The 24,030-nt window shown below is 63.1% G+C and carries 21 protein-coding genes and 1 pseudogene; 13 read left to right on the top strand and 9 right to left on the bottom strand.

The features are described 5' to 3' along the window. Positions 1 to 152 precede the first annotated feature (152 nt). Complete coding sequence (glyA, locus tag ACMGF5_RS05150) at positions 153 to 1,406, bottom strand: serine hydroxymethyltransferase (protein WP_012316314.1); 1,254 nt, start codon at positions 1,404 to 1,406, stop codon at positions 153 to 155. Positions 1,407 to 1,601: 195 nt separating this feature from the next. Then, positions 1,602 to 5,432 (bottom strand): GGDEF and EAL domain-containing protein, encoded by a 3,831-nt coding sequence (locus ACMGF5_RS05145; RefSeq protein WP_119687791.1) that lies wholly within the window; start codon positions 5,430 to 5,432, stop codon positions 1,602 to 1,604. 258 nt (positions 5,433 to 5,690) lie between these two features. Between ACMGF5_RS05145 and ACMGF5_RS05140 the strand changes: the two genes are divergently transcribed. The 3 genes from ACMGF5_RS05140 to gdhA all read left to right on the top strand — a co-directional run bounded on the left by ACMGF5_RS05140 (position 5,691) and on the right by gdhA (position 9,547). Then, entirely contained in the window at positions 5,691 to 6,089 is a 399-nt protein-coding gene (locus ACMGF5_RS05140; protein ID WP_046784618.1) for a hypothetical protein, read from the top strand. A 206-nt stretch (positions 6,090 to 6,295) separates the two neighbouring features. Continuing rightward, on the top strand, positions 6,296 to 7,963 hold the full coding sequence (gene ettA, locus ACMGF5_RS05135) for an energy-dependent translational throttle protein EttA (RefSeq protein ID WP_414157610.1): 1,668 nt from the start codon (positions 6,296 to 6,298) through the stop codon (positions 7,961 to 7,963). A gap of 243 nt (positions 7,964 to 8,206) precedes the next feature. Beyond that, a complete protein-coding gene (gdhA, locus tag ACMGF5_RS05130; protein ID WP_414157609.1) occupies positions 8,207 to 9,547 on the top strand; it encodes an NADP-specific glutamate dehydrogenase in 1,341 nt (446 codons plus the stop codon). Between the two features lie 137 nt (positions 9,548 to 9,684). On the opposite strand, the gene ACMGF5_RS05125 is transcribed toward gdhA, so the two are convergent. From ACMGF5_RS05125 to ACMGF5_RS05115, 3 genes are all read right to left on the bottom strand, one after another. After that, complete coding sequence (locus tag ACMGF5_RS05125; protein WP_046784597.1) at positions 9,685 to 10,182, bottom strand: GreA/GreB family elongation factor; 498 nt, start codon at positions 10,180 to 10,182, stop codon at positions 9,685 to 9,687. A gap of 201 nt (positions 10,183 to 10,383) precedes the next feature. Beyond that, positions 10,384 to 12,237 carry a DUF4105 domain-containing protein gene (locus tag ACMGF5_RS05120; protein WP_046784596.1) on the bottom strand — a complete coding sequence of 618 codons (1,854 nt, stop codon included), beginning with the start codon at positions 12,235 to 12,237 and terminating at the stop codon, positions 10,384 to 10,386. A 74-nt stretch (positions 12,238 to 12,311) separates the two neighbouring features. After that, positions 12,312 to 12,800 (bottom strand): DUF3015 domain-containing protein, encoded by a 489-nt coding sequence (locus ACMGF5_RS05115; RefSeq protein ID WP_012316307.1) that lies wholly within the window; start codon positions 12,798 to 12,800, stop codon positions 12,312 to 12,314. A gap of 251 nt (positions 12,801 to 13,051) precedes the next feature. On the opposite strand from ACMGF5_RS05115, the gene ACMGF5_RS05110 reads away from it, so the two are divergent. The 5 genes from ACMGF5_RS05110 to ACMGF5_RS05090 all read left to right on the top strand — a co-directional run bounded on the left by ACMGF5_RS05110 (position 13,052) and on the right by ACMGF5_RS05090 (position 17,835). Continuing rightward, positions 13,052 to 15,490, top strand: coding sequence for a Lon protease family protein (locus ACMGF5_RS05110; protein WP_046784595.1), 2,439 nt, complete (start codon positions 13,052 to 13,054; stop codon positions 15,488 to 15,490). A gap of 163 nt (positions 15,491 to 15,653) precedes the next feature. Next, positions 15,654 to 15,992, top strand: a complete 339-nt coding sequence (locus tag ACMGF5_RS05105; RefSeq protein WP_012316305.1) for a hypothetical protein — start codon at positions 15,654 to 15,656, stop codon at positions 15,990 to 15,992. Positions 15,993 to 16,193: 201 nt separating this feature from the next. Next, positions 16,194 to 16,682 (top strand): TIGR00645 family protein, encoded by a 489-nt coding sequence (locus ACMGF5_RS05100; RefSeq protein WP_012316304.1) that lies wholly within the window; start codon positions 16,194 to 16,196, stop codon positions 16,680 to 16,682. Between the two features lie 144 nt (positions 16,683 to 16,826). Then, positions 16,827 to 17,132: a DUF6482 family protein gene (locus tag ACMGF5_RS05095; protein ID WP_046784593.1), complete on the top strand. Its 306-nt coding sequence runs from the start codon at positions 16,827 to 16,829 to the stop codon at positions 17,130 to 17,132. Between the two features lie 85 nt (positions 17,133 to 17,217). Further along, positions 17,218 to 17,835 (top strand): FKBP-type peptidyl-prolyl cis-trans isomerase, encoded by a 618-nt coding sequence (locus tag ACMGF5_RS05090; RefSeq protein WP_012316302.1) that lies wholly within the window; start codon positions 17,218 to 17,220, stop codon positions 17,833 to 17,835. A 117-nt stretch (positions 17,836 to 17,952) separates the two neighbouring features. On the opposite strand, the gene ACMGF5_RS05085 is transcribed toward ACMGF5_RS05090, so the two are convergent. The 3 genes from ACMGF5_RS05085 to ACMGF5_RS05075 all read right to left on the bottom strand — a co-directional run bounded on the left by ACMGF5_RS05085 (position 17,953) and on the right by ACMGF5_RS05075 (position 19,752). Next, entirely contained in the window at positions 17,953 to 18,198 is a 246-nt protein-coding gene (locus tag ACMGF5_RS05085; RefSeq protein ID WP_039603155.1) for a hypothetical protein, read from the bottom strand. 83 nt (positions 18,199 to 18,281) lie between these two features. After that, positions 18,282 to 18,623: a zinc ribbon domain-containing protein YjdM gene (locus tag ACMGF5_RS05080; RefSeq protein WP_012316300.1), complete on the bottom strand. Its 342-nt coding sequence runs from the start codon at positions 18,621 to 18,623 to the stop codon at positions 18,282 to 18,284. Positions 18,624 to 18,783: 160 nt separating this feature from the next. Further along, positions 18,784 to 19,752: a polyprenyl synthetase family protein gene (locus ACMGF5_RS05075; RefSeq protein ID WP_039603156.1), complete on the bottom strand. Its 969-nt coding sequence runs from the start codon at positions 19,750 to 19,752 to the stop codon at positions 18,784 to 18,786. A gap of 245 nt (positions 19,753 to 19,997) precedes the next feature. On the opposite strand from ACMGF5_RS05075, the gene rplU reads away from it, so the two are divergent. The 5 genes from rplU (at position 19,998) to ACMGF5_RS05050 (ending at position 23,688) form a co-directional block, all read left to right on the top strand. After that, positions 19,998 to 20,312 carry a 50S ribosomal protein L21 gene (gene rplU, locus ACMGF5_RS05070; protein ID WP_008092021.1) on the top strand — a complete coding sequence of 105 codons (315 nt, stop codon included), beginning with the start codon at positions 19,998 to 20,000 and terminating at the stop codon, positions 20,310 to 20,312. Positions 20,313 to 20,350: 38 nt separating this feature from the next. Further along, complete coding sequence (gene rpmA, locus ACMGF5_RS05065; protein WP_008092023.1) at positions 20,351 to 20,608, top strand: 50S ribosomal protein L27; 258 nt, start codon at positions 20,351 to 20,353, stop codon at positions 20,606 to 20,608. A gap of 189 nt (positions 20,609 to 20,797) precedes the next feature. Then, a complete protein-coding gene (gene cgtA, locus ACMGF5_RS05060) occupies positions 20,798 to 22,024 on the top strand; it encodes an Obg family GTPase CgtA (protein WP_012316298.1) in 1,227 nt (408 codons plus the stop codon). 87 nt (positions 22,025 to 22,111) lie between these two features. Continuing rightward, complete coding sequence (gene proB / locus ACMGF5_RS05055; protein WP_012316297.1) at positions 22,112 to 23,230, top strand: glutamate 5-kinase; 1,119 nt, start codon at positions 22,112 to 22,114, stop codon at positions 23,228 to 23,230. Continuing rightward, positions 23,227 to 23,688, top strand: coding sequence for a CreA family protein (locus ACMGF5_RS05050; RefSeq protein WP_414157608.1), 462 nt, complete (start codon positions 23,227 to 23,229; stop codon positions 23,686 to 23,688). The genes proB and ACMGF5_RS05050 overlap by 4 nt, the downstream gene beginning before the upstream one ends. Positions 23,689 to 23,806: 118 nt before the next feature. On the opposite strand, the pseudogene ACMGF5_RS05045 reads toward ACMGF5_RS05050, so the two are convergent. Next, a pseudogene (locus ACMGF5_RS05045) lies at positions 23,807 to 23,995 on the bottom strand (hypothetical protein); the annotation flags it as partial. Between the last annotated feature and the right edge of the window lie 35 nt (positions 23,996 to 24,030).

The following is a 24,030-nucleotide window of genomic DNA, read 5'->3' as shown; positions in this document are numbered from 1 at the left end:
GGCGTTCGCGGTGGGCGTGAGGGTGCACAGGGTAATACGCTGCGCCGCAATTGTGGTCGCCCGCTTGTTGTGGCTTGCAATGGCAAGGCTTGCCCGCAGGCATGAAAAAGCCCGGCACAAGGGCCGGGCTTTTCACATCAGGCTATCGCCAATCAGTTGCCGTACACCGGCAGCTTCTTGCAGATGGCCTTGACCTTTTCACGTACGGCGTCGATGACGGCGTCGTTATTCAGGTCGGCGAGGATGTCGCAGATCCAGCCGGCCAGTTCTTTACACTCGGCTTCTTTGAAGCCGCGGGTGGTGACGGCCGGGGTGCCGAAACGCAGGCCCGAGGTCACGAACGGCGAACGTGGGTCGTTAGGTACCGAGTTCTTGTTGACGGTGATGAAGGCTTTGCCCAGGGCGGCGTCAGCATCCTTACCGGAGATTTCCTGCTTGATCAGCGACAGCAGGAACAGGTGGTTCTGGGTGCCGCCGGAAACGACGTCGAAACCACGCTCGATGAACACGCTGGCCATGGCCTGGGCGTTCTTCACCACCTGCTGCTGGTAAGCCTTGAACTCAGGCTGCAGGGCTTCCTTGAAGCAGATGGCCTTGGCCGCGATGACGTGCTCCAGCGGGCCGCCCTGGGCGCCCGGGAAGACGGCGGAGTTCAGCTTCTTCTCGATGTCGGCGTTGGCACGGGCCAGGATCAGGCCGCCACGCGGGCCGCGCAGGGTCTTGTGGGTGGTGGTGGTGACCACGTCGGCGAACGGCACCGGGTTCGGGTACACGCCAGCGGCAACCAGGCCGGCAACGTGGGCCATGTCGACGAACAGGTAGGCACCTACTTTGTCGGCGATGGCGCGGAAGCGCGGGAAGTCCAGGACCTGCGAATAGGCCGAGAAGCCGGCAACGATCATTTTCGGCTTGTGCTCGACGGCCAGGCGCTCGACTTCGTCGTAGTCGATCAGGCCGTTGGCATCGATGCCGTACTGGATGGCGTTGTACAGCTTGCCCGAGGAGCTTACCGAAGCACCGTGGGTCAGGTGGCCACCGTGGGCCAGGCTCATGCCCAGGATGGTGTCACCGGCCGACAGCAGGGCCAGGTAGACAGCGGCGTTGGCCTGGGAGCCGGCGTGCGGCTGAACGTTGGCGTAGTCGGCACCGAACAGCTCCTTGGCGCGGTCGATGGCCAGTTGCTCGACCACGTCGACGTACTCGCAACCACCGTAGTAACGCTTGCCCGGGTAGCCTTCGGCGTACTTGTTGGTCAGGACCGAACCCTGGGCTTCCATGACGGCTGGGCTGGTGTAGTTTTCCGAAGCGATCAGCTCGATATGCTCTTCCTGGCGCAGAGCTTCTTGCTGCATGGCTTCGAAGAGCTCGGCGTCGTACTTGGCAATGGTCAAATCACGGCTGAACATAACGGTCCTCAAGGATCGGGCTGAATTGGGGGGGCATTCTAACCGATTGATTCGCGCCTGGCATATGAAGTGGCATCAAGTCGCGGACCAATGGCTTTCATGTTGCATCCCGCGCCCTGCCTGGGCTGGATGGGGGCGGGAGTTGACTTTGAAGTCCGCTTTCAGCAGGCCAGGGCCGCGCCAGCGGGCACCGGATCACTGGAACATGAACAGCGTCTCGTTGCTGAACTGCGCCTCGAACTGGCTGGCCGGCATCGGCCGCCCGAACAGGTAGCCTTGTACCTCGTCACAGCCATGCTCACGCAGGAACTCCAGCTGCTCGTGGGTTTCGACGCCCTCGGCGATCACCGCCAGGTTCAGGCTGTGCGCCATGGCGATGATCGCCCGGGCGATCTGCGCGTCCTGCTCGCCCTCGGGCAGGCCGTCGACGAAGGTGCGGTCGATCTTCAGCACGTCGATGGGGAACTGCTTGAGGTAGTTGAGCGACGAGTAGCCGGTGCCGAAGTCGTCCACCGCAATGCTCAGGCCCAGCACCTTCAGGCTGTCGAGTATCTGCATCGCTTCGTTCACATCGCGCATCAGGATGCTTTCGGTCAGCTCCAGCTCCAGGCACGCAGGCGGCAGGCCGGTTTCTTCGAGCACGGTGGCGATGCGCTTGCCCAGCTGGCCGTCGGAGAACTGCCGGGCCGAGATGTTCACTGACACCTTCGGCACGCGCACCTTGGCCTTGTGCCAGGCCTTGAGCTGGCGGCTGGCCTCGCGCAGCACCCAGTCGCCGACATCCACCACTAGTCCCAGCTCCTCGATCACCGGGATGAAGTCGCCCGGTGGCACCAGGCCGCGCGTGGGGTGGCGCCAGCGCAGCAGCGCCTCGGCACCGGTCAGGCGCTTGCCGTCGCCGCTGAACTGCGGTTGGTAGTAGAGGATGAATTCGTTCTGCTCCAGGGCATGGCGCAGGTCGCTTTCCAGCTCCAGGCGCTCCAGGGCGCTGGCGTTCATCTCGGCCTGGTAGAACTGGAAGTTGTTCTTGCCGCGCTCCTTGGCGTGGTACATGGCGGTGTCGGCGTTCTTCATCAGTTGGCTCAGTTCGCCGCCGTCCTGCGGGCTGAGGGCGATGCCGATACTGGCGGTGACGAAGAACTCGCGGCCTTCGAGCACGAATGGCCGCACCAGGCTGGCGAGGATGTTCTCGGCCACATGGATGGCGCGGTTGAGCGCCATTTCGCGGGTGGCGCGCGATTGCAGCAGCAGGGTGAACTCATCACCGCCCATGCGCGCCACGGTGTCGTCATCGTCGACACAGGCCAGCAGGCGCAGGGCCATATCCTTGAGCATGCGATCGCCCGCAGCGTGGCCCAGGGAGTCGTTGATCGGCTTGAAACGGTCCAGGTCGAGGAACATCAGTACCACCCACGACTTCTGCCGCTCAGCTTGTTGCAGGGCAGTGTGCAGGCGGTCCTGGAACAGCGTGCGGTTGGGCAGGTGGGTCAGGGCATCGTAATAGGCCAGGCGATGAATGCGCTGTTCGCTGGCCTTGCGCTCGCTGATGTCAGTGAAGAAACACACGTAGCTGGCCAGGTCGCCCTCGTCATCGAGCACCGCGGTTATACCGACCCAGGCCGGGTAGTGTTCGCCACTGCGGCGCTTGAGCCACACTTCGCCTTCCCAGCTGCCGCGCAGGTGCAGCTGTTTGAGTACGTAGCGCAGGTGGCCCTCCTGCTGGTCGTCGACCGTCAGCATGCTTGGCAGCTGGTCGAGCACATCGCTGACCGAATACCCGCTGACCCGGCTGAACGCTTCGTTGGCCTGCACGATGTAGCCGGCCGGGTCGGTGATGAGGATGGCCGAGGTTGAGTGTTCGAAGACCGTGGCGGCCATGCGCAGGTCTTTTTCCGCACGGCGTTGCTGGCTGATGTCGCGGCCCACGCCCAGCACACCCTCGAAGCGCTCGCGGTCGTCCCACACCAGCACCAGGCGCAGCTCGATAGGGATCTTGCGGCCATCGGCGCGCAGGCAGTCGAACAAAAACAGCTGGTTGGGCAGGTGCTGGCGCAGTTGTGCCAGCTGTTCCCGGTCGCCCATGGCCTTGCTGACCCGTTCCATCAGGCTGTAGATGCCGGTGAGCTGGGACGGGTTGGCGACAATCGACTGCCAGCCGTTTTCAAAGATCCAGTCGGTGTTGTAGCCCAGCACTGCCTGCACCGAGGGGCTGACGTAGTTGAGCTGCAGCTTGCTGTCGGTGGAGAAGATCACGTCGCTGATGCTTTCGGCGAGCATGCGGTAGCGCTGCTCGCTGTCGCGTAGCGACTGGCTGGCCTCGATTTGCACGGTGACGTCCTTGCCCACACCGATGATGCGGGTAACCTGGCCATCGCTGTCGCGGGTCAGCACTTGCTCACGGATGTCGTAGCAGCGCCAGCCGCCGTCGCGGTGGCGGAAGCGCAGCTGGCAATGCAGTGACTGGCCGTGGCCGTTGGCGCGTTGCTGCTGGCGCAGGGCCTGGTAGTGCGCCGCATCCTCGGGGTGCAGCAGCAGCTCCCAGAAGCGGTCGCCCATCTGCGCAAGCTCGGTGCGGTCGTAGCCCAGGGTCTGGCCGAGGTGGCGGTTGCTGAAGATCATCCGCTGGCTGAGCACGTCCTGCACGTACAACTGGTCGGGCACGGTACGCACCACGTCCGACCAGAAGCTTTCGCGCTCCAGCAGCGACAGCTCCACCTGCTTGCGGCTGGTGATGTCGCTGATGCTCAGGATCACCGCCTGGTAGTCGCGGCGCTGTTCCGGCAGCCGCGCCATCAGCCACAGGTGCAGCTCACCGCCCAGGGGGGCGGGCAGGCGCACTTCCAGTTCCAGCAGCGGGCGCTGCTCGATCAGCGCATCGATCAGTTGCATGCCGACGCTGTCACGGCCGTCGCCGCTGCCGTCGATCAGCCGTTGCCAGGCCCCTGCGTGGCAGTCGACGTTGAGCAGCTGGCGCGCCACTTGGTTGATTTCGGTGATCTTCAGTTCCAGCAGCAGCGAGCGGCGCAGGCTGGAGTCGAGTGCCAGGCTCTGCTTGAGCGCGGCGAGGTTGCGCAGGTGGTAGCGGTCAAGCTGGCCGGGCAGGCTGGAGAGGTCGAGCACGCACAGGGCTACGCCGGTGCCCTCGAAGATTTCCTGGTAGCGCCGGCGGTCCTCCTGCAGGGCGCGCTGGCGGCGGCGCATGTTGATCAGCGCCAGTACCGGCAGCAGCGCACAGAACAGCGCCAGCAGGCACTTGCCCAGCAGTGCCGGCAACAGTTTCTGCTGGGCAAGGCCGGCATCGAACAGGCCCCGCAGCTGCCAGACACTGTTGTCGATGAAGACCAGCATCACGCTTTGCAGCGGCTGGTCGCTGGTCTGCGCTGGGGCGTGGCGTTCCAGCACCTCGCCGCTGCGGCTGTTCTCCAGCAGCCACAGGGGGTGCCCGGGGCCGTCCAGGTGCTGGGTCAGGGTGCGGTAAAAATCGTTGGACAGGCGCAGCAGCCAGTAGCCGCGACCCTGCTCGGTGGCCTGGCGCAACAGCAGGTAGACGGTGCGGTTGTCCGCCGAGTTGGCGAAGAAGTAAGGCCGGCCCTGGTTCAAGCCGAACAGCTCGTCAATCAGCGGGCGGTCGGGGCTGCCGGCCAGGCTGTCGCTCTGTAGCCGCCCACTGTGGTCCAGCCAGGCCAGGTCGCGCAGGTTTGGCAGGCGCTCGCGCAGCGTGTCGAGCAGGCTGGGCAAGGCGGCAGGCGAAGGCGCTTTGACATACGGCTGCACCACATTCAGCGCCTGCTGGGCCTTGAGCGCCATGTTCAGGCCCAAGTGGTCTGCCAGTTCGACGCTTGCGTCCAGGTGCTGCTGGCGCTGCTCGGCCTGGGTGTGGCGGAACTGCGAGAACAGTTGCCAAAGCAGCAAACCCAGCAGCAGCAAAGCCAGCAGGGCCAGCGCACCTTTGACCGAGCCGCGCACCGGAGCGGCTGGGGCCGGCGTGACAGTGCGCGGCGAGGACGGATGATTGAGATTGGTCAAACCTTGGTCCTGCTATTGGGCTGGCGACGGCAGGGATTGATATGCACGGTGTATGCCGGTGCCTGGGCGACCGCACCGCGGTTGCGCACTATAAGGCCGTATACCCGAAACGGGCTAGCATGCCTGTCATTATGGCAAAGTGCCAGCCCTGCTATCGGGTGCCGATGGTCGCGATGAAACCTGCCCGTTCGGCAATGCCTTGCTTGCTGTGCGAGAATGCCGCCCGCTTCAATGACAACGCATCGGAGATGTTCGGTTTTGGTTACTCACTTTTCCACCAATGGCCTCGATTCCGCCTGTGGGCGCAGCAGTCAGACCCTTGTCAGCACTGCCGTGACCGAGGATGTATCCTGCAAGTCGTGCCAGCGTTCGCTGGTCAAACCTGAGGCCTCGGCCTCGAAAGCCAAGGCGCCGTCGCTGGCCGAGCTGCGCAAGACCGCCAAGGCGGCAGTAGCCCCGGTCGAAGCTGGGGCTGAGGCTGCAGTGAAACCGGCCAGCAAGGCCGTGAACAAACCTGCCGCCAAGCCGGCCAAGGCTGCCGAGCAGCCTGCCCGCCAGGGTGGTTTCAGCGTGAAATCTGCCTGGGCCGCGCGCCTGGCCGGGCAGGGCGACCGTTGCCGGTTGCCGCGGGGCAAGGCAAAGCAGCGTCACGTCTGATCTGTGTGGGGCCAGCACCGGCCTCACCGCCGCCAATGGGCCGCACAGCGGCCCTGTTGACCCCACCATCCGACCACCCTGTGCAACGCGGCGCGTTGGCGTAGAATGGTCGACTTTGTTCAATGACACCCCGTAAACACATCCGCCTGGCCACCTGGCCGGGGCGATCGTCGATGTCTTTACCTATCTGATTAGAGGGCTTGGTTTTGGCTCAATACGTCTACACCATGCATCGGCTGAGCAAGGTCGTGCCGCCGAAGCGGGAAATTCTCAAGAACATTTCCCTGTCGTTCTTCCCGGGCGCCAAGATCGGCGTACTCGGCCTGAACGGCGCGGGTAAATCGACCCTGCTGCGGATCATGGCGGGCGTCGACAAGGAATTCGACGGCGAAGCCCGTCCGATGCCCGACATCAACGTCGGCTACCTGCCCCAGGAGCCGCAGCTGGACCCGAGCAAGACCGTACGCGAAGTGGTCGAAGAAGCGGTCAGCGTGATCAAGGACGCCCAGGCCCGCCTGGACGAGGTCTACGCTGCCTACGCCGAACCCGACGCCGACTTCGACAAGCTGGCCGCCGAGCAGGCCAAGCTCGAATCCATCCTGCAGGCTGCCGACGGCCACAACCTCGAGCGCCAGCTCGACGTCGCCGCTGACGCCCTGCGCCTGCCGGCCTGGGATGCCCGCATCGAACACCTGTCCGGTGGTGAGAAGCGCCGTGTGGCCCTGTGCCGTCTGCTGCTGTCGGCACCCGACATGCTGCTGCTCGACGAACCCACCAACCACCTGGACGCCGACTCGGTGGCCTGGCTGGAGCGCTTCCTGCACGACTTCCCGGGCACCGTGGTAGCGATTACCCACGATCGTTACTTCCTCGATAACGTCGCAGGCTGGATCCTCGAACTGGACCGCGGCGCCGGCATCCCGTACGAAGGCAACTACTCGGGCTGGCTGGAGGCCAAGTCGGACCGTCTGGCGCAGGAATCCAAGCAGCAGAGCGCCCACGAGAAGGCCATGAAAGAGGAACTGGAGTGGGTGCGCAAAGGCGCCAAGGCCCGCCAGTCCAAATCCAAGGCCCGTCTGCAGCGCTTTGAAGAGATGCAGTCGCAGGAATTCCAGAAGCGCAGCGAAACCAACGAGATCTACATCCCGGCTGGCCCGCGCCTGGGCGACAAGGTCATCGAGTTCAAGAACGTCTCCAAAGGCTATGGCGACCGCGTGCTGATCGACAACCTGTCGTTCGCCATGCCTAAAGGTGCCATCGTCGGCGTGATCGGTGGTAACGGTGCCGGTAAGTCGACCCTGTTCCGCATGCTGATGGGCAAGGAACAGCCGGACTCGGGCAGCATCGAGATCGGCGAAACCGTGCAACTGGCCTGTGTGGACCAGAGCCGCGAAGACCTGGACGGTGCCAAGACCGTGTTCCAGCAGATCTCCGATGGCTCCGACATGATCCGCATCGGCAACTACGAGATCCCGTCGCGCACCTACGTTGGCCGGTTCAACTTCAAGGGCGGCGACCAGCAGAAGTTCGTCAAGGACCTCTCCGGTGGTGAACGTGGCCGTCTGCACCTGGCCCTGACCCTGAAAGAGGGCGGCAACGTGCTGCTGCTCGACGAACCGTCCAACGACCTGGACGTCGAAACCCTGCGTTCGCTGGAGGAAGCCCTGCTGGACTTCCCGGGCGCCGCGATCGTGATTTCCCACGACCGTTGGTTCCTGGACCGTGTGGCTACCCACGTCCTGGCGTACGAAGACGACTCGAACGTGGTGTTCTTCGAAGGTAACTACACCGAGTACGAAGCCGACCGCAAGAAGCGCCTGGGCGACGCCGCTGCCCAGCCGCACCGGGTACGGCACAAGAAGCTGGCCCAGTAAGCCGGTTCCGATGCACAAGAATGGGGCCCTCAGGGGCCCCATTTTTGTGCTTGGCGTAAAGTGGCCTGTCCCGCCAGGCGGGCTGATCGGCCATCGGAAGGCACCTTGTTTTGTATACACTTATATAAAACGCACCAAATAATTTCATAAAAACGACATTTCGCCCTATTCCAGTGCGATTGCTTCTTGGTACATTCCAGAAAAAACCAATAAGTCCAATCCCTCTTGGTGAGATGTCTACCCATGATCGAATCTGTCGACCATTTCCTCGAGCGCCTGAAGCAGCGCGACCCGGCCCAGCCCGAATTCCACCAGGCGGTGGAAGAAGTGCTGCGCAGCCTTTGGCCGTTCCTTGAAGCCAACCCACACTACCTGCAGGCCGGCATCCTCGAGCGCATGGTCGAACCCGAGCGCGCGGTGCTGTTCCGCGTGTCGTGGGTCGATGACCAGGGCAAGGTTCAGGTCAATCGCGGCTACCGCATCCAGATGAGCAGCGCCATCGGCCCCTACAAGGGCGGCCTGCGTTTCCACCCCTCGGTAAACCTGGGTGTGCTCAAGTTCCTGGCCTTCGAACAGGTATTCAAGAACTCCCTCACCTCGTTGCCCATGGGCGGCGGCAAGGGCGGCTCCGACTTCGACCCCAAGGGCAAGAGCGACGCCGAAGTGATGCGCTTCTGCCAGGCCTTCATGAGCGAGCTGTACCGCCACATCGGCGCCGACCTGGACGTGCCTGCCGGTGACATCGGTGTGGGCGCCCGCGAGATCGGCTTCATGTTCGGCCAATACAAGCGCCTGGCCAACCAGTTCACTTCGGTGCTGACCGGCAAGGGCATGACCTACGGCGGCAGCCTGATCCGCCCTGAAGCCACCGGCTATGGCTGTGTGTACTTCGCCGAAGAAATGCTCAAGCGTCAGGGCCTGCGCATCGACGGTCGTCGCGTGGCAATTTCCGGTTCCGGCAACGTTGCCCAGTACGCTGCGCGCAAGGTCATGGACCTGGGCGGCAAGGTGATCTCGCTGTCCGACTCCGAAGGCACCCTGTACGCCGAAGCCGGCCTGACCGACGCCCAGTGGGACGCCGTGATGGCGCTGAAGAACGTCAAGCGTGGCCGTATCAGCGAACTGGCCGATCAGTTCGGCCTGGAGTTCCGCAAGGGGCAGACGCCATGGAGCCTGCCGTGCGACATCGCCCTGCCGTGCGCCACGCAGAACGAACTGGGCAGCGAAGACGCCCGCACCCTGCTGCGCAACGGCTGCATCTGCGTAGCGGAAGGCGCCAACATGCCGACCACGCTGGAGGCTGTGGATATCTTCCTGGAGGCTGGCATCCTGTACGCACCGGGCAAGGCATCCAACGCCGGCGGCGTGGCCGTTTCGGGCCTGGAGATGTCACAGAACGCCATGCGCCTGCTGTGGACCGCCGGTGAAGTGGACAGCAAGCTGCACCACATCATGCAGTCGATCCACCATGCTTGCGTGCACTACGGTGAAGAGGCCGATGGCAAGGTCAACTACGTGAAAGGCGCCAATATCGCCGGCTTCGTCAAAGTCGCGGACGCCATGCTGGCCCAGGGCGTGGTCTGATTCGAAAGATTGGGGCTGCATTGCAGCCCATTCGCCGGCAAGCCGACTCCCACACCTAATGCATTGTTCTTGAGAACAACGCGGTACCTGTGGGAGCCGGCTTGCCGGCGAATGGGTCGCGCAGCGGCCCCTTTGTTTCAGGCCTCACCCACGATATCCATCACCTCGATCACCTGGTCCCCCGCCGGCCGCCGCCAAATCACTTCATCCCCAGGCCCTGCGCCCAGCAATGCCCGCCCCAATGGCGACCCCCAATTGATCAGCCCCCGGCTGGCATCGGCTTCATCCTCCCCAACCAGTTGCACGGTCTGTTCCTGCCCCTGCTCATCGGCAAACCGCACCCGGCTGCCAATCTGCACCTTGCTGGTCGAGGTGGCAGCTGGCACCACCTGCGCGCTCTGTACCCTGGCGCTGAAATAACGCAAGTCACGCTCGGCATCGGCCAGGCGTTGCTTGTCGCCCTGTTCGCCCAGGGCCTGCAGCTCGGCACGCAAGGCATTGAGTTCGGCCACGCGCTGCTGCAGCTGGCGCAGGCCATTGGTGGTGACGTAGTTGGGCTGGTCGCTGACGTGCCGCTCCACCGGCTGATCGGCCTGGGCGGCGGCTTGGTCCTCGTTGACGAATGCGCGGCTCATAGGGACCTCCTTTTGCTCAAAACAGCGTGAAAGAGCCGGTGGGTTCACACTCGCCGGCCTTGATGTGGCCGTCGTAGGAGCGGCCTTGTGTCGCGAAAGGGCTGCGCAGCGGCCCCGGCATTACTTGCCACGCCATAGGCCTTGGGGCCGCTGCGCGCCCCTTTCGCGACACAAGGCCCCTCCTACGAAGAGCAGGGCGCGTCAGTAGTGATACCACTTCAGCTCCAGCATCACCTCATTCTGGGCAGTAGCCAGGTGGCTGAACTCCCGTGAGGCACTCAGCCTCAGCCCCAGGTTCTGGCTGATCTCCCACTGCTGGTTCAGGCTCACACTGCGCCGCACTTCGCCATTGGTGAAGTAATCGCCTTTGGCTTCCAGTGTCATGTTGCCCAGCCCGTTGCGCCACAGCAGCCCGCCATTGAACCCCGCCGCCGGGGCGATGAACTGGGCGAAGTCGTTATGGTGCTCGACCCGCACCGTGCCCAAGGCAAAGCCCAGCAGCCCATCGGCCAACTGCCAGGTGCCGCCGGCACCGCCGTTGACATGGCTCACCAGCACTTCGTCGTCATGCTTGCCCGGCACCCGCTCCAGGCCACCGGCGACCTGCCACGACCAAGGCTTGAGCAGTTCGTTGCGAGGGGTCAGCGAGCGAATGGTGGCCAAGTCCAGGCGTTGCACTTGCCAGTCGTTGCCTTCGTACTGGCGCACTTTGAGCTGCAGGATCTCGATCTGCGCGCCGAGCGGGAAGCCGTAGGCATTGTCGTTCAGGTCGTGATACGCCATGCGCAGCCCGTATTCGGCATAGGCGCGGTCTTCCCGGGTGCCGACGCCTAGCTGCCAGGTGCGTGAGTCGTGCCCGTCCTCGGGCAGGCCGGGGCGTTCAATTTGCAGGGGCGGTGGCGGGTTGCGGTTGATCGCCCGCAACAGCTCGAAGCTGCGCCGTGCCTGGCCGGGGTCGCGCTCCTGGCCGTTGGCTCGGTAACGTTCCAGGCGGTAGGCGGCATCCTGCACCAGGGCCTGGCGCTCGCGGGGCAGGGCGGTGAATGCCGGGCTCTGCAACTGCGCAGTGTCGGCACTGACGGCCAGCACCTGGCGCTTCTCATCGAGGTCCAGCGGTTCGGCCCGGGCCAACAATTCCCGTTCACGCGAGGGCCGGTAGGTCTCGCTGGCGACCATGCCCGACTGTTTCACGGCCTTGACCGTGTCGGTGGGGATCGCGGTCAGCGGGAACTGCGAGGTCAGGTCCAGGCTCGGCCGCGCCACCTGCAGCAGTTCCAGCAGGCGGTAGGAGCAGTTTTCGTCGAAGAAGAAATAATCGAACTGGACTTGCTTGAGTTCCCACACATGCTCGACCATGCGCCCGGTTTCTTCCGGGGTGAGGTCCAGCTGGTACTCCCACAGGTCGCGGTTTTCCAGGCTGCGGTATTCCGAGAGTTTTTCCTGGTAGGGCATCAGGGCAAACAGCCCGGGATAGCCGCCCATCAGGCCCTTCCAGGCGTACAGGATGCTGTTGTCGCTGCCTTCGATATAGGCGCCGAAGTTGATGGCGTAACTCAGCAGCGTGGTGTCGTCGCTGCGCGTGTTGGACTGGTCGATGCGCAGCAGGGTATGGCCGAACATCGATGACGGGCTGTTCAGGTAGGCCGCCGGGAAGATCAGTGCCGCGCTGTGCGGGTCGACCGATTTGTACCAGGCCTTGAACTCCTGGCAGTCCGGCTGCGGCAAACCTTGCAGGCCCAGTTGCTCCGTCAGCCAGCGGGTGCGTGCGGGGAACACGCATTGGGCATGCTTGTCGCCCAGGCTGGCCGGGGCATACAGCGCTTGCACCGTAGCCCGCAGTTCCTGGTCCGGGTGGTGCGCACCGTCCTCGGCGAGGAAGAATTTGCGGTCGTCTACATAGCTGCGCCAGCCGCCGAGCTTGGCGGTTTCGTAATGGCCCAGGGCAATCCAGTAGGGGGTATTGGCCAGTTGCTGGAGACGGCCTTCATCCAGCGCAGGCGCGGCATGAACAGGGGCGCAGGCACACAGCGCCAGGTAAGCGAGGCGTTTGAGCATGTCGGGCAACTACTTCTTAACGATGCCGATAAAAAGGCGAAAACCCGCCCCGAGCGGGGCGGGAGCAGCTGCGCTTAGGCCTCGGTAGCGTACTTGGCCAGGCGTGGGTCGTTCTTCAGAACGGCCAGGGTGTTGCTGTGGACAGTTTCGGCATTCACGTCAGCGCTGCTGAAGATCTGGTTGAAGTGCTGGTGGGTGACCGAGTTGAAGTAGCCGCGGTCTTCCGGCGCCACACCCAGTACCACCGCGTAGGTGGTGAGTGCTTCGCCCTGGCCCATGGCCATGTCTTCGGACAGTTCGTTCATCATGCCATTCATGGCGAACCAGGACTTGCCGCCATAGGTCAGCGAGGCCTTGGTGGAGCAGCCGTTGGTGCCGGAGGTCATGCCGAAGGTGGCGTTACCGGACGTACCGTTGGTGGTGGATGCCAGGAAGTGAGCCGGCGTGCCGCGCTGGCCTTCGAACAGCATGTTGCCCCAGCCGCAGTTCGGGCCGCCTGGCGCTTCGGCCATGGCATTGAGTGAGACTACGGTGAACAGAGTACCCAGAAGAATCCGTTTCATAGCATTTGTTCTCTATTTGTCTTAACCAAGGGTCAGGGTTGCTGGCAACTCGGTTGCCAGGTCGGGAAAGCTTTTCACCCACCCGCGCAGCTTGGAGTTTAGGCACGATCTAAAGGTTGCGTCGTTGATTGCGAAAAATTTGCTTGGGTCGCTAATCGATACTGCGACATAAAGTCCCGCTGAGCCTTGCAAGGCGCGCGCGGGCAGCGCCAGAATGCTGCGTATCTGCCCCGCCGAAGTAAGGAAACCCAATGCCCGATCCCGTCGCTGCGCGCCTGCGTCTCGCGCCTGAAGCTTTGACCAGGCGTTTTTCCCCCGAGCAGTTTGCCTTTGCCAATACCGACGATCTGGAGCCGTTTCGCGGAGTCCTGGGCCAGGAACGTGCTGTCGAGGCCCTGCAGTTCGGCGTGGCCATGCCACGCCCTGGTTACAACGTGTATGTGATGGGCGAGCCCGGCACCGGGCGCTTCTCGTTCGTCAAGCGCTACCTCAAGGCCGAGGGCAAGCGCCAGCAGACCCCGGCCGACTGGGTCTACGTCAACCACTTCGATGACACCCGCGAGCCGCGGGCACTGGAGCTGCCGTCGGGCAGCGCCGCAGAATTCATCAGCGACATGGGCGGCCTGATCGACAACCTGCTGGCGACCTTCCCGGCGGTGTTCGAGCACCCGTCCTACCAGCAGAAGAAGGGCGCCATCGACCGCGCCTTCAACCAGCGTTACGACCGCGCCCTGGATGTCATCGAGCGCGCCTCGCTGGAAAAGGACGTGGCCCTGTATCGCGACGCCAGCAATGTCGCCTTCACCCCGATGGCCGACGGCAAGGCCCTGGACGAAGCCGAATTCGCCCAGCTGCCGGAAGAAGTCCGCGAGCAGTTCCACGAGGATATCGCCTTCCTTGAGGAGCGCCTCAACGAAGAACTGGCCAGCCTGCCACAGTGGAAGCGCGAGTCGAACAACCACCTGCGCCAGCTCAACGAAGAAACCATTACCCTGGCCCTGCAGCCATTGCTGGCGCCGCTGTCGGAAAAGTACGCCGAGAACGCCGCGGTGTGCGCCTACCTGCAATCGGTGCAGTTGAACCTGCTGCGTACCGTGGTCGAGCAACTGGTCGATGACAGCAAGACCGACGCCGTGGCGCGCAAGCTGCTCGAAGAGCAGTACGCCCCAAGCCTGGTGGTCGGCCACCACGCCGTCGGTGGCGCCCCTGTGGTGTTCGAACCGCACCCGACTTACGACAACCTGTTCGGGCGGATCGAATACAGCACCGACCAAGGGGCGCTGTACACCTCCTACCGCCAACTGCGCCCAGGCGCGCTGCACCGTGCCAACGGTGGCTTCCTGATCCTTGAAGCGGAGAAGATGCTCGGCGAGCCGTTCGTCTGGGATGCGCTCAAGCGCGCCCTGCAGTCGCGCAAGTTGAAGATGGAGTCGCCGATCGGTGAGCTGGGCCGTGTCGCCAGCGTCAGCCTGACGCCGCAGATGATCCCGCTCAACGTCAAGCTGGTGATCATCGGCTCGCGTCAGCTGTACTACGCGTTGCAGGACCATGACCCGGACTTCCAGGAGATGTTCCGGGTGCTGGTGGATTTCGACGAAGACATGCCGATGGTCGACGAGAACCTCGAGCAGTTCGCCCAGCTGTTGCGCACCCGCACCAACGAGGAGGGCATGGCGCCGCTGACCAGCGATGCGGTGGCGCGCCTGGCCACCTACAGTGCGCGCCTGGCGGAAAACCAGTCGCGCCTGTCGGCGCGTATCGGTGACCTGTTCCAGCTGGTCAGCGAGGCCGATTTCATCCGCCAGCTGGCCAGTGACGAGATGACTGACGCCGGGCATATCGAGCGTGCGCTCAAGGCCAAGGCCACCCGCACCGGGCGCGTTTCGCAGCGCGTGCTCGACGACATGCTCGCCGGCATCATCCTGATCGACACCGAAGGCGCGGCTATCGGCAAGTGCAACGGCCTGACCGTGCTGGAGGTCGGCGACTCGGCGTTCGGCATGCCAGCGCGCATTTCCGCCACCGTCTACCCGGGCGGCAGCGGCATCGTCGACATCGAACGCGAGGTCAACCTGGGTCAGCCGATCCACTCCAAGGGGGTGATGATCCTCACCGGTTACCTGGGCAGCCGCTATGCCCAGGAATTCCCCTTGGCGATTTCCGCGAGCATCGCCCTGGAGCAGTCCTACGGCTATGTGGACGGTGACAGTGCCTCGCTGGGTGAGGCCTGCACGCTGATCTCGGCACTGTCGCGCACCCCGCTCAAGCAGTGCTTTGCGATCACCGGCTCGATCAATCAGTTTGGTGAAGTACAGGCGGTGGGTGGGGTCAACGAGAAGATCGAAGGCTTCTTCCGCCTGTGTGAGGCCCGTGGCCTGACGGGCGAGCAGGGGGTAATCATCCCGCGTGCCAATGTGGCGACATTGATGCTCGATGAGCGTGTGCTGCAGGCGGTCGAGAACGGCGTGTTCCACGTGTATGCGGTCAGCCAGGCTGACGAGGCGCTGAGCCTGCTGGTGGGTGAGGACGCCGGGGAGCAGGACGAGCAGGGCCAGTTCACCGAAGGCAGCGTCAACGCCCGGGTGGTCGAGCGCTTGCGCGAGATCGCCGAGATGATCAGCGAGGAAGACATCGAGAAGGCGGAAAAGGAACGCCTGGAAGAGGTGATTGCCCAGGCCAAGCCGGCCTGAGTCAATAAATCGGCGCTAGCGGCCATGTGCTACCGTTCAGCGCCGGTTTTCCATCTTTTTGCGCCGCTATTCTATGCTGGAACTTAGGACGGTATCAGGGTTCAGGATGGAAACAGCCCGAACGTTTCGAGCTGAATACGGCTTATTGGAGGGGGACGCGGCCATGCGCAACCTCTGCCTCACTCGCCAGTGCCTGGGCCTGGTGACGCGTATCGAATGCAGCATTCGCCCGCTGGCCGGTGATAACGGCATGTGGACCTTGCTGTTCGCTGCCGGCATGGCCGGTGAACAACCCTCAGCCATCAAGGCCCAAGGGCCGTTCCATGGGCCGTTGGTGGCCGAGTCGGTGCTCAACGCCATTGTCGACAGCCTGACCCTGCATGGGTACCAGGTGGCCGAGGATCCGCAGATCTGGTGCCTGCACCTGCAGGCGCAGTTGCGCCGGATCAACGGTGAACGTTGTCGCAACCTGGGGGATTACCAGTTCCATCCTGAAACCTGAGCGCCTCTTCTGGCCCAATCGCCGGCAAGCCGGCTCGCACTGGGGCCTCACTGCTTACCAGGGCAGTGGTGTACCTGAGGTAGCCGGCTGGTCGGCGGTTGCGCTGCACGGCAGCCCCCTTCAGGCCGGGCTTTTGCTGTAACAGGTGGCTGGCTATACTCGGCGTCGCTTTTTTAGTCACCTGACGAGTCCCAACCCTCCATGGAACGTATTCTCGAAAACGCGATGTATGCCTCGCGCTGGCTGCTCGCCCCCATCTACTTCGGCCTGTCCCTCGGCCTGTTGGCCTTGGCGCTGAAGTTTTTCCAGGAAGTCATCCACGTCCTGCCCAACGTCTTTGCCCTGAGCGAAGCCGACCTGATCCTGGTGATCCTGTCGCTGATCGACATGTCGCTGGTGGGCGGCCTGCTGGTCATGGTGATGATCTCCGGCTACGAGAACTTCGTCTCGCAGCTGGACATCGACGACAGCAAGGAGAAGCTCAACTGGCTGGGCAAGATGGACTCTTCGTCGCTGAAGATGAAGGTCGCCGCCTCGATCGTGGCCATTTCCTCCATCCACCTGCTGCGGGTGTTCATGGACGCGCAGAACATTTCTACCGACTACCTGATGTGGTACGTGATCATCCACATGACCTTCGTGGTGTCGGCGTTCTGCATGGGCTACCTGGACAAAGTCACCAAGCACTGAGTGCTTTCGGGCCCCATCGCCGGCGTACCGGTGCTGGGGCCAGCGCGGCCCAACTGACGAGCGGCGTCAGCAATGCCTTGTGTATTCCCAGGTCCTGTACGAAAAATGAGCACTCATGCCTGGTTCCAGCAGCGAGGTGCTCTCATGAACCTGCATCAGCTCAATACCGAGGCCAGGGCCGGCCATGTCGACGAAGTGAACCTGATCGCCATCGAAGGTGGTGATTATCTGCTCGAGGCCCGCATCAAGGGCCACGCCCACCCCCTTGCCGATACCCGCGGTGAACGCCTGCGCGTGCACTCGGTGGAAGACGCCCGCAAGTTGCTGCAAGCCATCCCGATGGTTTCGATGAACCTGGTGCATTGGTCCGTGCAGGACGAAATGTGCGGCATGGGTTCGCATCCCGAAGAAGACCTCAAGGTACCCATCTCCCAGCGTTCGGCCTGGTAGCTGCTCGCAGCTTCCCAGTGTGCTAGGCTGCTCGCCCTTTTCATCAAGGGCGCGGCTGCACTGCGCCCTGCAGTGGAGCACGACAATGTCCGAACTCAACCTGTCCACCGACGAAACTCGCGTAAGCTACGGCATCGGCCGTCAGCTGGGCGGCCAGCTGCGCGACAACCCGCCACCGGGCGTCAACCTGGAAGCGATCGTGGCCGGCCTGACCGACGCCTTCAACGGTGCCGACAGCCGCGTCAGCGAAGCCGACCTGTCGGCCAGCTTCAAGGTCATCCGTGACGTGATGCAAGCAGAGGCTGCTGCCAAGGCTGAAGCCGCCGCTGCCACCGGCAAGGAATTCCTGGCCGAGAACGCCAAGCGCGAAGGCATCACCACCCTCGCTTCGGGCCTGCAGTTCGAAGTGCTGACCGCTGGCGAAGGCGCCAAGCCGACCCGCGAAAGCAACGTGCGTACCCACTACCACGGCACGCTGATCGACGGCACCGTGTTCGACAGCTCCTACGAGCGTGGCCAGCCGGCTGAATTCCCGGTAGGTGGTGTGATCGCTGGCTGGACCGAAGCCCTGCAGCTGATGAATGCTGGCAGCAAATGGCGCCTGTATGTGCCGAGCGAGCTGGCCTACGGCGCCCAAGGCGTTGGCAGCATCCCGCCGCACAGCGTGCTGGTATTCGACGTCGAGCTGCTCGACGTTCTGTAATGCCTCTGGGGCCGCTTTGCGGCCCATTCGCGACACAAGGCCGCTCCTACAGGCCCATGATGCTCTTGTAGGAGCGGCCTTGTGTCGCGAACGAGGGCAAAGCCCTCGCTATGCCGATCAATTCCAGTCTGTTCCCACCGGGCGCAATGCCCGCGCATAGCAAAACAGGAACAGATTGCGCACCAGCTCCTTGAGCACCACCGGCTCACTCGAATTCAGCCCGCTCATGTCCAGGTCGCCCTGGTCACGCAGCTCGTCGAGCGCTTCTTCTTCGAGCATAGCGCACACTTCGCCGGTTTCGCGATGCAGGATGCGCAGGTAAGGGTGGGGGCGGTCCAGCCAGGCGTCGATCAGATAAGTCATGGCTATTCTCCTTGGATAGCAGTCCAATGAGAATAATTCTTATTATCAAAATAGCAAGAGACTATTGGCTGTTTTTTATGTAATCAGACCTTGCGCACGAACTCCGACTTCAGCTTCATGGCGCCAATGCCGTCGATCTTGCAGTCGATGTCGTGGTCGCCGTCGCACAGGCGGATGTTCTTGACCTTGGTGCCGACCTTGACCACCAGGGAGGAGCCTTTGACCTTGAGGTCCTTGATCACGGTGACGGTGTCGCCGTCCTGCAGCACGTTGCCCACCGAATCCTTTTTCACCACGTCATCGCTGCCGGCATCGGCTTCGCCGTTGGCCGACCACTCGTGGGCGCATTCGGGGCAGATCAGCTGGGTGCCATCCTCGTAGGTGTATTCAGAATTGCATTTGGGGCAGGGCGGCAAAGTGCTCACTTCGGTTCCTTAAACAGACAGACGGTTAAAGGCCCATATTGTATAAGGTTTTAACGGGGAAGTGTTTTTGTCCGTACAAATGCATCGCGGGCAAGCCTGCTCCTCTGGAACCACGCGGATCCTGTGGAGCGGGCTTGCCCGCGAAGAGGGTGGCGCGATCTTAGTGTGTGCGCGCTACCGCAAACTCACTCAGCTCGACCAGTGCATCCCGGTATTGGCTGGCCGGCAGCACTTCCAGGCACTCAATGGCCCGCTTCACGTAATCACGTGCCAGCTGCGCGGTGTAGTCCAGCGCACCCGAAGCTTCGACCGCCACGCGGATCTGCTCCAGGTCTTCCAGGCCACCCTTCTGGATCGCCTTGCGCACCAGTGCAGCCTGCTCTGGCGTGCCTTCACGCATGGTGTAGATCAGCGGCAGGGTTGGCTTGCCTTCGGCCAGGTCGTCGCCGACGTTCTTGCCCAGGGTCTGCGAATCGCCTTTGTAGTCCAGCAGGTCGTCGACCAGCTGGAAGGCCACGCCCAGGTGGTCGCCGAAGGTACGCAGGGCCTCGCGCTGCTCGTCGGTGGCACCGGCAAGCGCGGCGGCGCTGTGGGTCGAGGCCTCGAACAGCATGGCGGTCTTGCCGCGGATGACCTCCATGTACACCTCTTCGGTGGTGCTGGCATCGCGCACGCGCGACAGCTGCAGCACTTCGCCTTCGGCGATCACCCGGGTGGCCTTGGAGAGGATCTGCATGACCGGCATGGAGCCCAGCTCGACCATCATTTCGAACGAGCGCGAATAAAGGAAGTCGCCCACCAGCACGCTCGGTGCGTTGCCCCACAGGGCATTGGCGGTGGAGCGGCCGCGGCGCATGCCGGACATGTCGACCACATCGTCGTGCAGCAGGGTGGCGGTGTGCAGGAACTCGATGGTTGCGGCGAGCAGGCGCAGGTCGTCACCCTCGCGGCCCAGGGCCTTGCCACACAGCAGCACCAGCAGGGGGCGCAGGCGCTTGCCGCCGGCCGACGTGATATAGTCGCCGATCTTCGATACCAGCGGCACGCGCGAGGTCAGCTGCTTCTTGATGATCTCGTCGACGGCGCTGAAATCGTCAGCTACCGCGCGGTAGAAGGTTTGGGGTTGCATCGGCTGCTCCAGTGAGGTTGCGCGGCATGCTAGGTCGCGGGTCCCGGTGTGTCAAGGCGCGCCGCCCGGTGAGCGGGGCCGGTACTTGCAAGCAAAACCCGGGTTGCGTACAATCGCGCACCCTAACTTCCTGGGCAGCACCTGCCTTACGCAATTGCGCCGGGCCGTTCCAGCCCTGTGCAGCCATGCCAGCCAATACTCATCATATAAAGCGCTGGGTGAGCAGGATTATCGGAGAAATACCCATGTCTTACGCAGTAATCGTTACCGGCGGCAAGCAGTACAAAGTCGCTGAAGGTGAATTCCTCAAAATCGAAAAGCTGGAAATCGCCACTGGCGAATCCGTGACTTTCGATCGCGTTCTGCTGGTTGCCAACGGTGAAGAAGTCACCATCGGCGCTCCAGTCGTCGCTGGCGCTAAAGTTGTTGCCGAAGTCGTTTCGCAAGGCCGTCACGATAAAGTACGCATCATCAAGTTCCGTCGTCGTAAGCACCACATGAAGCGTATGGGCCACCGCCAGTGGTTCACCGAGATCAAAATCACCGGTATCCAGGCTTAATCGCTCAGATCCCCTGAATTTATTTGGAGAATTGAACCATGGCTCACAAGAAGGCTGGTGGTAGTACTCGTAACGGTCGCGACTCAGAATCGAAACGCCTTGGCGTGAAGATGTATGGCAGCCAGGTCGTCAAGGCCGGCAACATCATCGTCCGTCAGCGCGGCACCCAGTTCCACGCCGGCTACGGCGTTGGCATGGGCAAGGATCACACCCTGTTCGCCAAGATCGAAGGCGTGATCAAGTTCGAGAAGAAAGGCGAGTTCAACCGCCGTTACGTGAGCATCGTCGCCGCTTAATCGCGACGTCGCTCCAGAAGCCCCGTCATGCGACGGGGCTTTTTCGTTTGTGGTGAGCCTCTTGCAAAGCTGTTTGTATGGGCTGCCGGCGTGGGTTTCTTCGGTCGTACGGGGCCGCCGCGCTCATTTTTGCAAGAGCCTCAGGTTTTTTAGTATTCAGCTCGTCGGAAGGCGAGAGGCGGTTTTTGAATGAAGTTTGTTGACGAAGTATCCATCCGGGTCAAGGCCGGTGATGGCGGTAACGGTTGCATGAGCTTCCGCCGCGAGAAGTTCATCGAGAACGGTGGCCCCAACGGGGGTGACGGTGGCGATGGCGGCTCGGTGTACATGGTGGCCGACGAAAACCTCAACACCCTGGTTGACTACCGCTACACCCGTCACCACGAAGCCCAGCGCGGCGCCAACGGTGGCAGCACCGATTGCACCGGCAAGAAGGGTGAGGACCTGTTCCTGCGTGTGCCGGTCGGTACCACGGTGATCGACGCTTCCACCCAGGAAGTGATCGGTGACCTGGTCACCCCTGGCCAGAAGCTGATGGTCGCCCAAGGCGGCTGGCACGGCCTGGGCAACACCCGTTTCAAATCCAGCACCAACCGTGCGCCGCGCCAGACCACCCCAGGCAAGCCGGGTGACCAGCGCGACCTGAAGATGGAGCTGAAAGTCCTGGCCGACGTGGGCCTGCTGGGCCTGCCGAATGCCGGCAAGAGCACCTTCATCCGTTCGGTGTCGGCCGCCAAGCCGAAGGTCGCCGACTACCCGTTCACCACCCTGGTGCCGAACCTGGGCGTGGTCAGCGTCGACCGCTGGAAGAGCTTCGTCATCGCCGACATCCCTGGCCTGATCGAAGGCGCATCCGACGGTGCCGGCCTGGGTATCCGCTTCCTCAAGCACCTGGCCCGTACTCGCGTGCTGCTGCACCTGGTCGACCTGGCGCCGCTGGACGGCAGCAGCCCGGCCGACGCCGCCGAAGTGATCATCAACGAGCTGACCCGCTTCAGCCCGTCGCTGACCGACCGTGAGCGCTGGCTGGTGCTGAACAAGGCGGACATGCTGATGGACGACGAGCGCGACGAGCGCGTCAAGGAAGTGGTCGAGCGTCTGCAGTGGGAAGGCCCGGTCTACGTGATCTCGGCCATCGCCAAGCAGGGCACCGAGCAGCTCACTCATGACCTGATGCGCTACATCGAAGACCGTGCCGATCGCCTGGCCAATGACCCGGCCTACGCTGAAGAGCTGGCCGACCTCGACCAGCGCATCGAAGACGAAGCCCGTGCCCAGCTGCAGGCCCTGGACGACGCCCGTACCCTGCGTCGTACCGGCGTCAAGAGCGTGCATGACATCGGCGACGATGACGCGTGGGACGATGATTTCGAGGACGACGAAGACGGCCCGGAAATCATTTACGTGCGCGACTGACCGGTTGCAGTACACTAAACGCCGCTCTCTGGAGCGGCGTTTTTGTATCCACGGTATCTACAGATTCGACATAGGTTGGAAGAGAAGATGCGAAGCAAGGTGACTGGCGCCAAGCGCTGGGTCGTGAAGATCGGTAGTGCGCTGCTCACGGCCGATGGCAAGGGCCTCGACCGCGGTGCCATGGCCGTATGGGTCGAGCAGATGGTTGCCCTGCGTGAGGCGGGCGTTGAGTTGGTGCTGGTGTCCTCCGGGGCCGTGGCTGCCGGCATGAGCCAGCTGGGCTGGACCGCACGACCGAGCGCGATGAACGAGCTGCAGGCTGCCGCTTCTATCGGCCAGATGCGCCTGGTGCAGGCGTGGGAGTCGAGCTTTGGCGAGCACGGCAAGCACACCGCGCAGATCCTTCTGACTCACGACGACCTGTCCGACCGCAAGCGTTACCTCAACGCCCGCAGCACGCTGCGTACGTTGGTCGACCTGGGCGTGGTGCCGGTGATCAACGAAAACGACACCGTGGTTACCGACGAGATCCGCTTCGGCGACAACGATACCCTGGCCGCGTTGGTGGCGAACCTGGTCGAAGCCGACCTGCTGGTGATCCTCACCGACCGTGACGGCATGTTCGACGCCGACCCACGCAACAATCCAGAGGCACAGCTGATCTACGAGGCCCGTGCCGATGACCCGTCGCTCGACGCCGTAGCCGGCGGTACCGGCGGTGCCCTGGGCCGTGGCGGCATGCAGACCAAGTTGCGCGCCGCGCGCCTGGCAGCCCGTTCCGGCGCCCATACCATCATCATCGGTGGCCGTATCGAACGCGTACTCGACCGCCTCAAGGCTGGCGAGCGTCTGGGTACCCTGCTGTCGCCTGAGCGCGGCATGCTGGCGGCGCGCAAGCAGTGGCTGGCTGGCCACTTGCAAACCCGCGGCACGCTGGTGCTGGACGCCGGTGCGGTTCAGGCCCTGCGCCAGGCCAACAAGAGCCTGCTGCCGGTAGGCGTGAAGACCGTCCAAGGCAGCTTCCGCCGTGGCGAAATGGTGGTGTGCGTAGGCCCGGACGGCCTTGAAGTGGCGCGTGGCCTTGCCAACTACAGCGCGCTGGAAGCACAGAAAATCATTGGCCAATCGTCCGATGCCATCGAGTCCCTGCTTGGCTACAGTGCCGAGCCGGAGCTGGTCCACCGCGACAACCTGGTGCTGGTATGAACATGCTCAAGCGCGTGATTGTCGTGGCAGCCCTGGCGCTGCCGATGCTGGCAGGGGCCGAGGAAATCGGCCAGGTATCTACTGTGTTCAAGTTCGTCGGGCCCAACGATCGCATCGTGGTCGAGGCGTTCGACGACCCCAAGGTCGAAGGTGTGACCTGCTACCTGTCGCGCGCCAAGACGGGCGGAGTGAAGGGTGGCCTGGGCCTGGCCGAGGACCGTGCGGAGGCGTCGATTGCTTGCCGCCAGGTCGGGCCGATCAACTTCAAGGGTGAGTTGAAAGACGGTGAGGAGGTGTTCAAGGAGCGCACCTCGCTGGTGTTCAAGACCATGCAGGTGGTGCGCTTCCTGGACAAGAAGCGCAATACACTGGTGTACCTGGTGTACAGCGACCGCATGATCGAAGGCAGCCCGCAGAATGCGGTGACGGCGATTCCGATTCTGCCTTGGGCTCACTGATACTTTAGGGGAGGCCTTTGGCCTCCTTTCGCGACACGAGGCCGCTCCTACAGGCGAACGTATATGCCTGTAGGAGCGGCCTCGTGTCGCGAAAGGGCCGCAAAGCGGCCCCAGTTCCTCAGGCCAGCTCTTCGGCCTGATCCTCGCGCACGATCGCTTTCTCCACATCACGTCGGCTGATGTACTTCCAGTCCGCCTCGTCGATATAGATGCCATTCGGCCCGCTGCCGCCTTCCAGGTCGATCGCCACATGCGCCGATACCTGTGGCTTCACGCTCGCCAGAATCGGCACGAAGCCCAGCTGCATATGCCTGTAGGAGCGGCCTCGTGTCGCGAAAGGGC

Source organism: Pseudomonas sp. BNK-15, assembly GCF_047456105.1.
Lineage (GTDB): Bacteria > Pseudomonadota > Gammaproteobacteria > Pseudomonadales > Pseudomonadaceae > Aquipseudomonas > Aquipseudomonas putida_E.
Note: the sequence above shows the minus strand (reverse complement) of the source record. Positions and strands in the feature narration are given on the sequence as shown.